The sequence below is a fragment of the Sphingobium fuliginis genome (assembly GCF_004152845.1).
GTDB lineage: Bacteria > Pseudomonadota > Alphaproteobacteria > Sphingomonadales > Sphingomonadaceae > Sphingobium > Sphingobium fuliginis.
The window spans coordinates 553592-567872 of the sequence record NZ_SEON01000001.1 but is presented as its reverse complement, the minus strand read 5'-3'; the positions used below and the strand labels follow the sequence as shown (position 1 = coordinate 567872).

17 protein-coding genes are annotated in these 14281 nt (G+C 66.6%); 8 read left to right on the top strand and 9 right to left on the bottom strand.

All coding sequences use genetic code 11. The features are described 5' to 3' along the window. Positions 1 to 8 precede the first annotated feature (8 nt). Positions 9 to 593, bottom strand: coding sequence for a GNAT family N-acetyltransferase (locus tag EWH10_RS02950; RefSeq protein WP_083198987.1), 585 nt, complete (start codon positions 591 to 593; stop codon positions 9 to 11). A gap of 33 nt (positions 594 to 626) precedes the next feature. Beyond that, a complete protein-coding gene (locus EWH10_RS02945) occupies positions 627 to 1256 on the bottom strand; it encodes a c-type cytochrome (RefSeq protein WP_044660194.1) in 630 nt (209 codons plus the stop codon). Between the two features lie 186 nt (positions 1257 to 1442). Between EWH10_RS02945 and EWH10_RS02940 the strand changes: the two genes are divergently transcribed. From EWH10_RS02940 to EWH10_RS02910, 7 genes are all read left to right on the top strand, one after another. After that, entirely contained in the window at positions 1443 to 2333 is an 891-nt protein-coding gene (locus tag EWH10_RS02940) for a prephenate dehydratase (protein ID WP_025548642.1), read from the top strand. A gap of 46 nt (positions 2334 to 2379) precedes the next feature. Continuing rightward, the gene (locus EWH10_RS02935) at positions 2380 to 3093 is read left to right on the top strand and encodes a sterol desaturase family protein (RefSeq protein ID WP_037482224.1); all 714 of its coding nucleotides are present in this window, start codon (positions 2380 to 2382) and stop codon (positions 3091 to 3093) included. A gap of 33 nt (positions 3094 to 3126) precedes the next feature. Beyond that, positions 3127 to 3540: a DUF2141 domain-containing protein gene (locus tag EWH10_RS02930; RefSeq protein ID WP_371873074.1), complete on the top strand. Its 414-nt coding sequence runs from the start codon at positions 3127 to 3129 to the stop codon at positions 3538 to 3540. A gap of 71 nt (positions 3541 to 3611) precedes the next feature. Then, positions 3612 to 4457: a MipA/OmpV family protein gene (locus EWH10_RS02925; RefSeq protein ID WP_044660192.1), complete on the top strand. Its 846-nt coding sequence runs from the start codon at positions 3612 to 3614 to the stop codon at positions 4455 to 4457. Between the two features lie 110 nt (positions 4458 to 4567). Beyond that, on the top strand, positions 4568 to 5479 hold the full coding sequence (locus EWH10_RS02920) for a tetratricopeptide repeat protein (RefSeq protein WP_044660191.1): 912 nt from the start codon (positions 4568 to 4570) through the stop codon (positions 5477 to 5479). A 14-nt stretch (positions 5480 to 5493) separates the two neighbouring features. Further along, entirely contained in the window at positions 5494 to 6102 is a 609-nt protein-coding gene (locus tag EWH10_RS02915) for an LON peptidase substrate-binding domain-containing protein (RefSeq protein WP_025548636.1), read from the top strand. Then, the gene (locus EWH10_RS02910; protein WP_044660190.1) at positions 6099 to 6278 is read left to right on the top strand and encodes a Trm112 family protein; all 180 of its coding nucleotides are present in this window, start codon (positions 6099 to 6101) and stop codon (positions 6276 to 6278) included. The genes EWH10_RS02915 and EWH10_RS02910 overlap by 4 nt, the downstream gene beginning before the upstream one ends. Before the next feature lie 37 nt (positions 6279 to 6315). Here the strand turns inward: EWH10_RS02910 and phoB are convergent, their stop codons facing one another. From phoB to EWH10_RS02875, 7 genes are all read right to left on the bottom strand, one after another. Next, complete coding sequence (phoB, locus tag EWH10_RS02905; protein WP_044660189.1) at positions 6316 to 7017, bottom strand: phosphate regulon transcriptional regulator PhoB; 702 nt, start codon at positions 7015 to 7017, stop codon at positions 6316 to 6318. Positions 7018 to 7019: 2 nt separating this feature from the next. Further along, positions 7020 to 7712 carry a phosphate signaling complex protein PhoU gene (gene phoU / locus EWH10_RS02900; protein WP_025548630.1) on the bottom strand — a complete coding sequence of 231 codons (693 nt, stop codon included), beginning with the start codon at positions 7710 to 7712 and terminating at the stop codon, positions 7020 to 7022. 17 nt (positions 7713 to 7729) lie between these two features. Further along, entirely contained in the window at positions 7730 to 8491 is a 762-nt protein-coding gene (gene pstB / locus EWH10_RS02895; protein ID WP_044662773.1) for a phosphate ABC transporter ATP-binding protein PstB, read from the bottom strand. A 74-nt stretch (positions 8492 to 8565) separates the two neighbouring features. Next, positions 8566 to 9810, bottom strand: a complete 1245-nt coding sequence (gene pstA / locus EWH10_RS02890) for a phosphate ABC transporter permease PstA (protein ID WP_044660188.1) — start codon at positions 9808 to 9810, stop codon at positions 8566 to 8568. Beyond that, complete coding sequence (gene pstC, locus EWH10_RS02885) at positions 9810 to 11204, bottom strand: phosphate ABC transporter permease subunit PstC (RefSeq protein WP_044660187.1); 1395 nt, start codon at positions 11202 to 11204, stop codon at positions 9810 to 9812. Before pstC ends, pstA begins: the two co-directional genes overlap by 1 nt. A 10-nt stretch (positions 11205 to 11214) precedes the next feature. After that, positions 11215 to 12270, bottom strand: coding sequence for a substrate-binding domain-containing protein (locus EWH10_RS02880; RefSeq protein WP_025548626.1), 1056 nt, complete (start codon positions 12268 to 12270; stop codon positions 11215 to 11217). 154 nt (positions 12271 to 12424) lie between these two features. After that, positions 12425 to 13681: an ATP-binding protein gene (locus EWH10_RS02875; protein ID WP_044660186.1), complete on the bottom strand. Its 1257-nt coding sequence runs from the start codon at positions 13679 to 13681 to the stop codon at positions 12425 to 12427. A 98-nt stretch (positions 13682 to 13779) separates the two neighbouring features. Here EWH10_RS02875 and EWH10_RS02870 point away from each other — a divergent pair, with 98 nt between their 5' ends. Further along, positions 13780 to 14196, top strand: coding sequence for a hypothetical protein (locus EWH10_RS02870; protein WP_025548622.1), 417 nt, complete (start codon positions 13780 to 13782; stop codon positions 14194 to 14196). Positions 14197 to 14281 lie beyond the last annotated feature (85 nt).

The following is a 14281-nucleotide window of genomic DNA, read 5'->3' as shown; positions in this document are numbered from 1 at the left end:
CGCGCCCGTCAGGCTATGAGACGCTTCACCCAGAATTGCATGGGATGGCGGCTTTCCGCGTCGTCGCCCAGATCCTTCCAGTCGAAATGGCCGATCAGCCCCTCGACCGGGGCATAGCCGCGCGCGCGCCAGAAGGGATCGAGCGGGGCATAGCCGGCGGGGCGGGCAGGGTGATCCGGCGGGCGAATCACCGCGCAGAAGCTGGCCATGGCGAATCCCAGTTCCCGCGCCTTGGCTTCCCGCCGGTCGAAAAAGGCGTGGCCGATGCCGCGCCCGCGCCATTCCGGCAGCAGCACCGATTCGCCAAAATAATAGATTTGGCCGATGTCCATGCCGCATGCCCGGAAAGGAGCGGCGAATTCCGCGGCATGGTCGGCCATGGGGGCGGCGGTGGCGGCGCCGACCAGCCGGTCGCCCGCGAAAGCCCCGGCGATCAGCGCGCCGGGGCTGTTCGCATAGGCGGTGAGATAATCGCGCTCATAGGCGCGGCCCGCTTCGCCCGATCCGTCATAGAGGTAGGGAAAGGCGCGGAAGACCGTGATGCGCAGGTCCGCCAAAGCGTCGAGCGCGGCCAGCAAGGCCGCGCCCGTCAGATCATCGACCCGAATGGGTTCGCCGTCCAGTTCTTACTCGCTGGCGGCGGCGTTGGCGGCGGGCGCCTCTGCCGCATTGGCGGCGGCATTGCCACCCTCGGCCGCGGCATTGTCGCCGCCGGCTGCCGGAGCCGCATCGGCGGCGGGCAGCGGCAGGTTCGAACCCTGGGTGTTCAGCCAGGCGATCAGGTTCGCGCGGTCGGCCGGGTTGCCGAGACCGGCGAAGGTCATCTTGGTGCCCGGCGCGAATTCACGCGGGGAAGTCAGCCAGTGATCGAGATTCTCGAAGGTCCAGTTGCCGCCCTTGCTCTTGAGCGCGTCGGAGAAGGCGAAGCCGCCCTTGCCCTGGCCGATCGGTTCCCCGACCGTGGCGTAGAGATTCGGGCCGATGCCGTTGGCGCCGCCCTGGTTGACGGTGTGGCAGGCCGCGCACTTGGCGAACACCTTCTCGCCCGCAGCGACGTCCGCGCTGGCGAGCAGGGTGTTGAGGCCGGGGCCGCTGGCCGCGCCGCCTTCGCCTTCCGCTTCGACGCCCTCGATGGCGTAGCCCATTTTCTCGGGCCGTTCCTCATGGAAGAATTTGGAACTGACGATGGCACCGCCCAGTGCGATGATACCCGCGAACAAAGCCCAACCGGCAGCGGTGTTGAAACGATCGCCCATTCGCTCGGATTCCCCTGGATTTCTGTTCTGGCCGCTTGGTTCGCGTCCCCTCTAGCGCGCTGCCATAATGGCGCAAGCGCGAACGTGCAAGCGGCCTTGAACGGGATCGCGCACGCTTTTCATGGCTTTGCGGCCGGAGAGGATGCTTGCGCGGGCGCGATGAAGTGAATAAGCGCGCAGGCGCCCATGGAAAACTATCCCGCCCCCGCCCGCGATCTGGTCGCGGACCTCGCCGCGAAGGCCGCCGTCGATCCCGTTCGCGCCGTCGCCTTCCAGGGCGCGCCGGGCGCCAATTCGCATCTGGCGGCGCTGGATTATGCGCCCGATTGCGTTCCCTTGCCCTGTTTCGCGTTCGAGGATGCGATCGATGCGGTCCGGGAAGGGCGCGCCGCGCGGGCGATCATTCCGATCGAGAACAGCCTGCATGGCCGCGTGGCCGACATGCATTTCCTGCTGCCCGAATCCGGGCTGCATATCGTCGACGAATATTTCCTGCGCATCCGGCACTGCCTGATGGCGGTCGACAGCACCCCCGTCAAAAGCGCGGTCAGCCACCCGCAGGCGCTGGGCCAGTGCCGCCATTATCTGCGGGAACGCGGCATCCAGCCGGTCAGCTATGCCGACACGGCGGGCGCGGCGGCGCTGGTCGCGGAAACCCGCGTGGCCGGGGAAGGGGCCATCGCCCCCTATCTGGCGGCGGAACTCTACGGCCTGCGGCTGGTGGCGGAGAATATCGAGGACAGCGCCGACAATATGACGCGCTTCCTGGTGCTCTCGCGTGAGCCGAAGATGCCGGCGGCGGGGGTGGGCCCGGTGATGACCACCTTCCTGTTCGAGGTGAAGAACATTCCGGCCGCGCTCTACAAGGCGATGGGCGGCTTCGCCACCAATGGCGTCAACATGACGAAGCTGGAAAGCTATCAGCGCGGCGCCAGCTTCGCCGCGACGGAATTCTACTGCGACATAGAGGGGATGCCGGGCGATCCGGCCATCGACCGGGCATTGGCGGAGCTGGAATTCCACACCAAATGGGTGCGGATACTCGGCAGCTACCGGCAGGCGCGGCCGCGCACCTGAGCGCCCGGGCGTGACGGCGGGCTCCAGACCGCTTATGGTCGGGCCGATGTTCACCGCGATCCTTCTGTCGGCCCTTGCCATGAGCGTGATCGTGGGCGTGCGCTATCTGCTGGCGAGCGGCGCCTTCGCGCTGGCGACCCGTTATCGCAGGCCGGGCCTCTATGCCGGGCTGGACCGGCAGGTCCGGCGGGAAATCGCCTGGTCGCTGGCCTCCGCACTGATCTACGGCGTGCCGGCGGGCATCGTCGCCTGGGGGTGGCAGGCGCATGGCTGGACGCGGGTCTATGCCGACGTCCATGCCTTCCCCCTCTGGTATCTGCCGCTGTCCGTGCTGCTTTACCTTGCGGCCCATGACGCCTGGTTCTACTGGACCCACCGCTGGATGCACCGGCCCCGGCTGTTCCGGATCGCCCATGCCGTGCATCATGCCAGCCGCCCGCCGACGGCCTGGGCCGCGATGAGCTTCCATCCATGGGAGGCGGTGACCGGCGCGGTGGTGATCCCGGCGCTGGTCTTCCTGATTCCGATCCATGTCGGTGCGCTGGGCGTGGTGCTGACGATCATGACGGTGATGGGCGTCAGCAACCATATGGGATGGGAGATGTTTCCGCGCTGGATGGTGCAGGGCCGGGCCGGCCGCTGGCTGATCACCGCCAGCCATCACCAGCGGCATCATGAACAATATGCGTGCAATTACGGCCTGTATTTCCGCATCTGGGACCGGCTGTGCGGGACCGACAGGGGATTGGGCCATTTTTAGGGAAGGACGGGCGTGAAGGGCAGGGCAGCGATGATGGCGGCGGTCCCGCTGGTCATGGGCGCGGCGGTGGCCGACCAGGCGCAGCCGCTCAGCATGGACGTGCAGGGCCTGCGGTCCTCCAGGGGCAATTTCCTGATCTGCGTGACGCGGCAGGCGGACCATTTCCCCGATTGCCGGGGCGATCCGGACGGGCGGCATTTCACCGTCCCCGCGACCGCCGGTATCGTGCCCCTCGGCCGGATGGAGCCGGGAACCTATGCGATCGCCATCATTCATGACGAGAATGGTAATGGCAAGCTGGACACGCTGGCCGGCATTCCGCGCGAGGGGGTGGGCTTTTCGCGCAATCCGGCGATCCGCTTCGGCGCGCCCAGCTTCCGCTCGGCGCAGTTCGCCATGGCCGGGGCGGCGGTGCGGCAGGACATCAGGGTCAAATATTTCCTCTGAATGTCGCGGTGCGGAACGGTAATGCCGTAAAAACATTATCTTGCCCGACAATCTCTTTGAACAGGCTCATCATGCATCATCGCTGTCGCCTTTCCGCGGCGTTCGCCGTCGCGGCCATTTGCCTTGCGCCATCGGCCTTCGCCCAGCAGGAGGATCGCAGCAGCCTGACCATCGGCGTGGGCGTGGCCGCCGCGCCGAGCTATGAAGGGTCCGACGACTATCGCGTGCTGCCCATCCCGCAGCTTCGCGGCAAGGTGAAGGACTTCGCCTTCTGGACGCGCGGTCCGGGCCTGTATGTCGACGCGATCCCCAACAGCGATCCCGACGGCGTCGACTTCGAACTCGGCCCGGTGGTCAACGTCCGCTTCGACCGGTCGAGCCGCAGGAACATCAAGGACGATGCCGTGCGCCTGCTGGGCAAGCGCGACATCGCGGTGGAGGTCGGCGGCTTCGTCGGCATCGGCAAGACCGGGGTGATCACCAGCGCCTATGACAATCTGTCGGCGCGCGTCGCCGTGACCAGGGATGTGGCGGGCGCGCATGGCAGCTATGTCATCACGCCCGCGGTGGAATATATGACGCCGCTGTCGCAGACGGCCTTCGTCGGGCTGGGCGTGTCGGCGGACTATGTCGGCAGGAAATATGGCCGCTATTATTATGACGTCGATCCGGCGGGCGCTGCCGCATCGGGGCTGCCGGCCTATGGCGGGGCAGGCGATGGTTCGGGATTCAAGAAGGTGAATTTCAGCCTGGCGGGCGGCAAGTCGCTGTCGGGCGACCTGCGCCATGGCTGGGCGATCTTCGCCGCGGCCAGCTATTCGCGGATCCTGGGCGACTATGCCGCCTCGCCCATCGTGTCCGTCGCGGGCTCCCGGAATCAGTGGATCGGCGCGATCGGCGTCGGCTACACCTTTTGATCTCCGGTTGATCCCCGGCCGATCTCCCTTGTTCCTATGGGGTGACGCCCCACATAAGGCGCTGTATGAGGGCGGCTTGGCAACCGCGTTTGCAGCAGGAGATAAGAGAAGTGGCGACCCTTGGACTGAGCGAGGCCGACAAGGCATCGGTGGAGGCTTTCCGCCGCGATGTGGTGGATCCTTCGCGCACCCAGTTGGTGATCGTCGATTTCTGGGCCGAATGGTGCGGCCCCTGCAAGCAGCTCGCGCCCGTGATCGAGAAGGTCTGCGCCGACTATGCGGCCAAGGGCGTCAAGCTGGTCAAGATCAACGTCGATGAGGACAAATTCATCGCCGCCCAGTTCCGCGTCCAGTCGATCCCCACCGTCTATGCCGTGTTCCAGGGCCAGCCGGTGGCCGACCTCAGCCAGGCGCGGACCGAGGGGCAGTTCAAGCAATATCTCGACCAGTTGCTGGGCCAGTTGCCGATCGAATCGGAGGAGAAGGCGCAGCTGGAGGAGATTGCGCCCCTGATCGCCATGGGCGAGGAATTGCTGGCCGGGGGCGAAGCGGAGCGGGCGCTGTCCGTGTTCCGGCAGATCGATCAGATGCTGCCCGACAATGCCGATGTGGCTTCGGGCGCGGCGCGGGCGCTGGTGGCGCTGGGACAGTTCGACGAAGCCGAAGCGGCGTTGGCCGCTCTGCCCGCCGATGTGGCCAAGGACCAGGCGGTGGAGCGCGCACGCGCCGCCATTGCGCTGGCGCGCGATGCCCGGCCGGTGGCTGACCTGTCGGGTGTGGAGGCGAAGGTCGCCGCCGATCCGGACGATCATGAGGCGCGCTTCGAACTGGCGAACGGCCTGATGGCCAATGGCGACCGCGATGGAGCGGCGGAGCAGTTGCTGGAACTGGTGCGGCGCGACCGGGCGTGGAATGACGGCGCGGCGCGGGCGCAGCTCCTCAAGCTTTTCGAGGCGACGGGGCTGGAAGATCCCTGGGTCGCGGGGCAGCGGCGCAAGCTTTCCCAGATCCTGTTTTCCTGACCGGCGCAGGCGTCATGTCGCGCGTCTCGATCTTTCCCCTGCCGGGCGCGCTGCTGCTGCCGGGCATGGAACTGCCGCTCCATATCTTCGAGCCGCGCTATCAGGCGATGATCCATGACGCCATGGCGCGGGACCGGCGCATCGGCATGATCCAGCCGCGGGAGGAAGGGACGAAGCCCGCGCTGTTCGATGTGGGCTGCCTGGGCCACATCACCCATATCGAGGCGTTGGAGGGCGGCCGGTACAACATCCTGCTGAAGGGGCTTGCGCGCTTTCGTGTGGTGCGGGAACTGGACGTCCCCACCGCCTTTCGCCAGATCGAGGCGGATGTGGAGCCCATTGCGCAAGAGGATGAAATCCTCTCCGCCGTGGAGCGGGCGGCGCTGGAGCAGGAATCGCGGCGCTTTGCCGATGCGCTGGGCTATGTGGTCGACTGGACGGCGGTGTCGCGGCTCGACGACATGGCGCTGGTGAACGGGATCGCGCAGATCGTGCCCTTCGATCCGGCGGCCAAGCAGACCCTGCTGGAGGCGGATACGCTGGGCGAACGGGCCGACCGGATCATCCAGCTGATGCAGATCGTCGGGCGGATCGAACGCGACGGCGGGGCGACGATGCAATGAGCGGCAGGATCGATCCGGCGCTGCTCGCGAAGCTGGTCTGCCCGGTGACGCGCACGCCCCTGCGCTGGGATGCGGAACAGGGCGAATTGCTGTCCGAGGCGGCGGGGCTCGCCTTTCCGGTGCGCGATGGCGTCCCGGTGCTGGTCGTGCGGGAGGCGCGGTCCATAGCGGGGTGACGACCGCTACCGGACCCCATCTGTCCGCGACCGCCTTTTACGCGACCCCGTCCGTATCCAGCGCATAGCCCGCTGAACGCACCGTGCGGATGATGTCGTGATAGCGGCCGTCCGCGTTGATCGCCTTGCGCAATCGCCGGATGTGCACGTCCACCGTGCGCAGTTCGATGTCGCTGTCCTGCCCCCACACGCTGTCCAGCAGCCGCTCGCGGGAGAAGACCCAGCCGGGATGTTCCAGGAAATGCTTGAGCAGCCGGAATTCGGTGGGGCCTAGCGGGATCACCTGACCGCCGCGTCGGACCTTGTGGCCGACCGTGTCCATCTCGACATCCGCGAAGGTCAGCGTCTCGCCGGCCAGCGCCGGGCGCACGCGCCGCAGCACCGCGCCGACGCGCGCCACCAGTTCGCGGGGCGAAAAGGGCTTGGTCACATAATCGTCCGCGCCGGTTTCCAGCCCGCGCACGCGATCCTCCTCCTCGCCGCGCGCGGTCAGCATGATGATCGGGACGTTGGCCGTGCCGTTCATGCGGCGCAGGCGGCGGCAGACCTCTATGCCCGACAGGCTTTCCACCATCCAGTCGAGCAGCACGATGTCGGGCACATTCTCCTGCGCCAGAAGCAGCGCTTCCTCCCCGTCGACCGTGTGCGCGACCTCGAAATCCTCGCGCTTGAAATGCCAGATGAGCAGTTCGGCCAGCGCCGCGTCATCCTCCACCAACAGCATCTTGGCCCGCGCCATGCTCAGCCCTCCGCCGCCGCGCCGCCGCGTTCGCGGTCGGGCAGGGTCTGGCCGGTGGCGGCATAATAGACCATCTCCGCCACATTGGTGGCATGGTCGCCGATCCGTTCGATATTCTTGGCGATGAACAGCAGATGCGCGCATTCGCTGATCGTCTTGGGATTTTCGACCATGAAGGTGACGAGCGTGCGGAAGACGCTGTTGTAGAAATCGTCGACCACCGTATCGCGCTCCACCACCGCGACGGCCAGGTCGGCATCCCGCGCGGCAAAGGCGTTCAGCGCGTCCTGCACCATCTCGCCCGCGACCTGGCCCATGGAGGGAAGAAGCGCGATCGGCTCCTGCGTCCGCTGGTTGGCGGCGATCAGCGGCACGCGCTTGGCGATGTTCTTGGCATAATCGCCGATCCGCTCGACCACGCCGACGATCTTCAGCGCGGCGATCACGTCGCGCAGGTCGTTGGCCATCGGCGCGCGCAGGGCGATGATCTCGATGGCGAGCTTCTCGACCTCCGCCTCGATCGCGTCGATGCGCTTGTCCTCCGCCACGACCTCCGCCGCCAGCACCTTGTCATGGCGTTGCAGCGCGAGCATCGCCTTCTCAATGGCGGATTCCGCGCGACCGCCCATTTCCGCGATCAGACCGCGGAGCTTGTCCATTTCCTGGTCGAACGCCTTGATCGTATGTTCTGCCATGTCTTTCCTCCCCCGGATCAGCCGTAGCGTCCGGTGATGTAATCCTTTGTCCGTTCCTGCCGGGGATTGGTGAATATGTCCGACGTCACGCCATATTCGACCAGCTCGCCCAGATGGAAAAAGGCGGTCCGCTGCGACACGCGGGCGGCCTGCTGCATGTTGTGGGTCACGATCACGATGGCGTAGCGGCCGCGCAGTTCGTGGATCAGTTCCTCGATCTTCGCCGTCGCGATGGGGTCCAGCGCCGAGCAGGGCTCGTCCATCAGGATCACTTCCGGTTCGACGGCGATGGCGCGGCCGATGCACAGGCGCTGCTGCTGCCCGCCCGAAAGCGCGGTGCCGCTGTCATGCAGCCGGTCCTTCACCTCGTCCCACAGGCCGGCGCGGCGCAGCGATTTCTCGACGATCACGTCCAGGTCCGCCTTCGCATGGGCCAGGCCATGGATGCGCGGGCCATAGGCGATATTTTCATAGATCGACTTGGGGAAGGGATTGGGTTTCTGGAACACCATGCCGACGCGGGCGCGCAGTTGCACCACGTCCATGCTGGGGGCGTAGATGTCCTCGCCGTCCAGCGTGATCGTGCCTTCCACCCGCGCGGAGGCGACCGTATCGTTCATGCGATTGAGCGTCCGCAGGAAGGTCGACTTGCCGCAACCCGACGGGCCGATGAAGGCGGTGACATTGTCCATGTCGACATCGATCGACACGCCCTTGATCGCCTGCTTCTCGCCATAGAAGACCTTGACGTCGCGGGCCGTCATCTTGGTTTCTGTCATCTTCGTTTCCGGCATCCTGGTTTCGCCCGCAGGGGTCAGCGTCTGTTGTTCATGCATCATGGCTGTCATCGCGGTCACCACCGCCTTTCGAACTTGTTGCGCAGGTAGATGGCGATGCCGTTCATCGCGAGCAGGAAGACCAGCAGGACGATGATGGCGGCGGAAGTCTTTTCGACGAAGCCCCTGGAGACTTCGTCGGACCAGAGGAAAATCTGCACCGGCAGCACGGTCGCCGGATCGGTGATCCCCCCCGGCGGCGTGGCGATGAAGGCGCGCATGCCGATCATCAGCAGCGGGGCGGTCTCGCCCAGCGCGCGGGCCATGCCGATGATGGTGCCGGTCAGGATGCCGGGCAGGGCCAGCGGCAGGACATGGTGGAACACCACCTGCACCGGGCTGGCGCCGATGCCCAGCGCCGCGTCTCGGATGCTGGGCGGCACCGACTTGATGGCGTTGCGGCCCGCGATGACGATGACCGGCATGGTCATCAGCGCCAGCGTCATGCCGCCGACCAGCGCCGCCGAACGCGGCAGGTGCAGGAAGTTCAGGAAGATCGACAGGCCCAGCAGGCCGAAGATGATGGAGGGGACGGCGGCCAGATTGTTGATCGACACTTCGATGATGTCGGTCAGCCAGTTCTTGCGCGCATATTCCTCCAGATAGACGGCCGTCGCGACCCCCACCGGGAAGCTCAGCGCCAGCGTCACCAGCATGGTCAGCAGCGATCCCTTGAACGCGCCCCAGATGCCGACCTGCGTCGGATCGGTGCCGTCGCTCGCGGTCAGGAATCCCCAGTTGATGCCGGTAGTCAGCAGGCCCGCCTTGTCGAGCCGCGCTACCGCCGCTTCCGCCTCGGGCGAACCGTTGCTCTTGGCGGCAAGGTCGATGGCGGTGGCGGCGGGCAGCTTGACCGTCACGGTCCGGGCGAGGATCTTCGGATCGGCCTTGATAGCGTCGCGCAGCACGGTCCAGGCGGTGGGCGACACCCATTCCTCGGCATCCGCGCCCAGCGCCTTCTTCACGACCGCCCCCGTCACCATCGGCAGGTTCGCATTGGCGAGCGCCTGATCCGTGATGGCATTGGGGTCGAGCAGCAGCGGGGAGGCGGAGAAGTCGACCTTCACCGCGATTTCCGTCCGGGTGAAGCCGCGCAGGCCGTTGCCCAGCATGCTGAACAGCAGGAAGGCGAGGAACGCGGCGGAGAGCGCGACGGCGAGCAGACCCGCCGCCTTGAAGCGGCGTTCCGATGCATAGCGACGGGCGATCCGCCGGCGCATCGCGTCCGACTTCCAGTCGGTGGGAAGGCGTTCGGCACTCATTATTCGTAAGCCTCGCGATATTTCTTCACGACCCGCAGGGCCACGATGTTGAGCAGCAGCGTCACGATGAACAGCACCAGCCCCAAAGCAAAGGCCGCCAGCGTCTTGGCGCTGTCGAATTCCTGGTCGCCGGTCAGAAGCTGGACGATCTGCGTCGTCACCGTCGTCACGCTGGCAAAGGGGTTCAAGGTGAGGTTGGCCGCCAGACCCGCCGCCATCACCACGATCATCGTCTCGCCGATGGCGCGGCTGACGGCCAGCAGCACGCCGCCGACCACGCCGGGCAGCGCCGCGGGGATCAGCACGCGGCGGATCGTCTCGCTGGTGGTGGCGCCCATGGCCAGGCTGCCGTCGCGCATCGACTGCGGCACGGCGGCGATGCTGTCGTCCGCCATGGAGGAGACGAAGGGAATGATCATCACGCCCATCACAAGTCCCGCCGCCAGCGCGCTTTCCGAAGAGGCGCCGTGGATGCCGATCATGACCGCGAAATCCCGCAGGGCCGGGGCGATGGTGAGCGCCGCGAAATAGCCGTAGACGACGGTCGGCACGCCCGCCAGCACCTCCAATATCGGCTTCATCCACTTGCGGAAGGTGGGGCTGGCATATTGGGTCAGGTAGATGGCGCTCATCAGGCCCAGCGGGATGGCGACGGCCATGGCGATGATCGCGCCGATGAAGATGGTCCCCCAGAACAGCGGCACCGCGCCGAAGGCGTCGTCATTGCCATAGCCGAGCGCCGCCGATTGCGGGCTCCATTTCGCGCCGAACAGGAAATCGACGGGGCTGACCATGGAAAAGAAGCGGAAGCTTTCCCACAGCAGCGACGCGACGATCCCCAGCGTCGTGATGATCGCCAGCAGCGATGCGATCAGCAGGGTCGCCATCACCAGCCGCTCGACCCGCGTGCGCGCCCGGAAATCCGGGCGCACGCGGGTGAAGGCATAGGCGCCGCCGGCAAAGGCCAGCACCAGCGCCAGCGCGGCGCCGGCAAAGCCATATTGGCCGATGGCGTCCCTATAGGGTTCGACCAGGCCCTGCGAGAGCGGATTGAACGCCCCCGCCTGCATCCCCGTGGCGATCGCCCGCGCCTCGCCCAATATGGCGGAGCGTGAGAAATCGTCGGCGGGCAGGCTCTGCGCCGCCGGACTGCCCAGCACGTCCTGCGTGACGAGACCGGGCGCGACATTGGCCCAGACCGCCAGGAAGAGGCCGGCGGGCACCAGCGTCCAGAGCGCGACATACCAGCCGTGATAGCCCGGCAGGCTGTGCACGGCGTCGCGGCGGCCCGAAGCCCGCGCGGCGCTTTGCAGCCGCATCGCGCGGGCGCGGGCGCTGACCCAGGCGATGGCGCCCAGACCGGCGAGCAGCAGAAGGATTGCAGGACCTGTCATATCGCCTGTCTTATTTGAGCTGCGAACCGTCGAGCACGGCCAGCGACTTGACGGTCTCGGCGCTCGCCTTGCGCACGCCTTCCGGCGCCGCGACCATGCCGCGCTTGGTCAGCGCGCCGTTCGGGTCCCAGTTCGCGGCGAAGGTGTTGAGATAGGCCTGAAGGCCCGGAATGGCCTGCATATGCGCCTTCTTCACATAGATGAAGAGCGGACGCGCGCCGGGATATTGGCCGGTGGAGACGGTTTCATAGGTCGCCTCGACGCCGTTGATGGAAACGTCCTTCAGCGTGTCCTTGTTTTCCTCCAGGAAGCTGTAGCCGAACACGCCGAGCGCATTGGGATTGGCGCCCAGCTTCTGGACGATCAGATTGTCGTTTTCGCCCGAATCCACATATTTGCCGTCCTCGCGGATGCGGGTGCAGGTGGCCTTGAACTCGTCCTCATTCTTCTTCTTGAGCGCTTCCATCGCCGGGTCGGTCTCGCAACCCTTGGTCAGGATCAGTTCGGCCAGCGAATCGCGGGTGCCGCTGGTGGACGGGGGGCCGAAGACGCTGATCGGCGTGGCGGGCAGGCTGGGGTCGACATCCTTCCAGCTCTGGGCCTTGTTCGGACCCTTGCCATAGGGATTGGCGGCCAGCGCCTCATAGACGATCTTCGGGGTCAGCTTCAGGCCCGGACCGTTCTTCGATTCCGCGAAGGCCAGACCGTCGACGCCGATCTGGATTTCGATGATGTCCTTGACGCCATTCTTCCGGCAGTCCTCATATTCCGACTTCTTCATGCGGCGGGAGGCGTCGGCGATGTCCGGATGCTGGGCGCCGACGCCCGCGCAGAACAGCTTCATGCCCCCGCCGGTGCCGGTCGATTCGACGATGGGCGACTTCATGCCGGGATTGCCCTGAACGAACATCTCGGCAATCGCGGTGGCGAACGGATAGACGGTGGAGGAGCCGACCGCGCGGATCTGGTCGCGGGTGCCGCCGGCCCCGCCGCCGGACTGCTGGCCGCAGCCTGAAAGAGTGAGTGCCGCCGCGGCGGTCGCGGCCATCAGAGCGAAATGCTTCACCGGGTAATCTCCTTCGTCAAAGGCCGCGATTCGCTTCTCGCCGCCCCCCTCTGGGCACGCGCCGTAGCCGCGGTACGTCGCGCCTTTGTGACAATGGGATTGCACTTTTATGACATTGACGGCGGAAGCCCGGCCTGTCGCTGTCTTTTTTTGATCAAGCCTTTGCCGCGACGGCCTTTTCCTCGACGGCGAAGCGGGGCAGCAGGATGGAGATGGTGGTGCCCTTGCCCAGCACGCTGGCGATGTCCAGCCGGCCGCGATGCCGCTCCACGATATGCTTGACGATGGCCAGCCCCAGTCCCGTGCCGCCCACCGCCCGGCTGCGCCCCGAATCGACGCGGTAAAAGCGTTCGGTGAGGCGCGGCAGGTGATCGGGGCCGATGCCTTCGCCCTCATCCGCGACGGTCAGCCGCAACAGGCCGCTCGGCCCGTCGGAAAGGGACACGTGGATCGGCGTGCCCGCGCGGCCATATTTCACCGAATTTCCGATCAGATTATGGAGCAGTTGCGACAGTTGGGCGCGGTCGCCCTGCACGTCGGTCAGGCCGGGCGCGATCTCCATCTCCACCTCCCGCCCCCGATCGCCATGGCTGGTGCGGAACACGCCCACCACCTCGGCCACCAGGCCGGACAGGTCGACCGCGCTGTCGGGCAGGCGATATTTCTCCGCCTCTATGCGGGAAAGGGAGATGAGGTCGTCGATCAGCCGCTGCATCCGCCGCGCCTCGCCGTCCATGATCTTCAGGAAGCGCTGCCGCGTTTCGTCGTCCTTGCCCAGGTCGGGGTCGGCCAGCGTCTCGATGAAGCCCAATATGCCGGCCAGCGGCGTGCGCAGTTCATGGCTTGCATTGGCGACGAAATCGACGCGCATCTTCTCCGCCGCGTGGGCGCCGCTATGATCGGCCAGATGGACCAGCCGCCGGACATGGCCGTCCTCCCCCACCGGCGCGATCCGCATCTGCCAGCGCTGGTCGCGGGTGCCCAGGCCCACCAGCTCGATCATGACCGGTTCGGCCAGCGGCGCCTGGCTGGCGAGCCGTTCGGCAGCGGCGGGATGGCGGATGGCGATGCGGGCGTCCTCCCCCTCGATATGCGCGCCCAGCAGCCGCTGCGCGGCGCGGTTGGCGGCGATGATGCGGCCCCGTTCGATCAGCATCAGCGGGTCGGCTATGCCCTCCAGCAGACCGCGCGCATCGGGATGGGCGATGATGTCGGGAACCTCCGCCGGCAGGGGCGACACGGCCGGTTCCGGACGGTCCGGACTGGCCGCGCAGATGACGAGCACCAGCAGCGTCGCCAGCACCGGCAGGAGGATGTCGAGCGGCCCCGCGCCTATCATCAACGCGCCCCCGGTGCCGAGCAGCAGAACGGCCAGCGAGGCGGTGATCTGGGAGGCGGTCAGGCGATTCATGGTTACCATGCTGGAAATTTGACGCATTTGCTGCAAAGAGGGCCGCAGTAGCCGGCAATTTTTACAGTTTGGCAAGCGCGATAGCGGATCAGGATGACATGAGCGAGCCGTTGCCCCCCCAGAAGGAAGCCGAGTCGCAGGACGACGGCCTTGCCGCGCCGTCGCGCCGCCAGTTGCTGATGGGCGGCGCCGTCGCGGCCTCCGCGATCATATCCATCCGGCCGGCGCTGGCGAACACGGCCGCGTCGGTGCTCAACTGCACGATACCCGTTCCCGACCAGGGCCGGGCCGGCAATTATATCGCGCCCAACGGGCAGGTGGTGCCGGCGGGAACGCAGGGCGCCTTCCCCGCCGGCAAGAACTTCAGCGGGGAACAGGTCCGGCAGGCGCTGCGCGGCGGCCGGCTGCCGGGCGCCAGCTATGAGCAGAACCAGGCCTATCTCAACTATATCCGGCGGCTTCAGTCAGGGACGAGCGGCTTCACCTGCTACGCATCGCTGCAAATGCCCCGCTGAGCCGAGGGCTTTATTTCCACCCGAACTTATACGGTTCGCCAGCGTTGACGGCGTCGAGCCTTCGACGATCCGGTCAGGCGCAGCA

What these genes read in the sequence shown, in the direction of transcription:
- EWH10_RS02945 (WP_044660194.1), bottom strand. Translation starts at nt 1,256, where the DNA reads ATGGGCGATCGTTTCAACACCGCTGCCGGTTGGGCTTTGTTCGCGGGT.
- EWH10_RS02940 (WP_025548642.1), top strand. Translation starts at nt 1,443, where the DNA reads ATGGAAAACTATCCCGCCCCCGCCCGCGATCTGGTCGCGGACCTCGCC.
- EWH10_RS02935 (WP_037482224.1), top strand. Translation starts at nt 2,380, where the DNA reads ATGTTCACCGCGATCCTTCTGTCGGCCCTTGCCATGAGCGTGATCGTG.
- EWH10_RS02930 (WP_371873074.1), top strand. Translation starts at nt 3,127, where the DNA reads ATGGCGGCGGTCCCGCTGGTCATGGGCGCGGCGGTGGCCGACCAGGCG.
- EWH10_RS02925 (WP_044660192.1), top strand. Translation starts at nt 3,612, where the DNA reads ATGCATCATCGCTGTCGCCTTTCCGCGGCGTTCGCCGTCGCGGCCATT.
- EWH10_RS02915 (WP_025548636.1), top strand. Translation starts at nt 5,494, where the DNA reads ATGTCGCGCGTCTCGATCTTTCCCCTGCCGGGCGCGCTGCTGCTGCCG.
- EWH10_RS02910 (WP_044660190.1), top strand. Translation starts at nt 6,099, where the DNA reads ATGAGCGGCAGGATCGATCCGGCGCTGCTCGCGAAGCTGGTCTGCCCG.
- phoB (WP_044660189.1), bottom strand. Translation starts at nt 7,017, where the DNA reads ATGGCGCGGGCCAAGATGCTGTTGGTGGAGGATGACGCGGCGCTGGCC.
- phoU (WP_025548630.1), bottom strand. Translation starts at nt 7,712, where the DNA reads ATGGCAGAACATACGATCAAGGCGTTCGACCAGGAAATGGACAAGCTC.
- pstB (WP_044662773.1), bottom strand. Translation starts at nt 8,491, where the DNA reads ATGACAGAAACCAAGATGACGGCCCGCGACGTCAAGGTCTTCTATGGC.
- pstA (WP_044660188.1), bottom strand. Translation starts at nt 9,810, where the DNA reads ATGAGTGCCGAACGCCTTCCCACCGACTGGAAGTCGGACGCGATGCGC.
- pstC (WP_044660187.1), bottom strand. Translation starts at nt 11,204, where the DNA reads ATGACAGGTCCTGCAATCCTTCTGCTGCTCGCCGGTCTGGGCGCCATC.
- EWH10_RS02875 (WP_044660186.1), bottom strand. Translation starts at nt 13,681, where the DNA reads ATGAATCGCCTGACCGCCTCCCAGATCACCGCCTCGCTGGCCGTTCTG.
- EWH10_RS02870 (WP_025548622.1), top strand. Translation starts at nt 13,780, where the DNA reads ATGAGCGAGCCGTTGCCCCCCCAGAAGGAAGCCGAGTCGCAGGACGAC.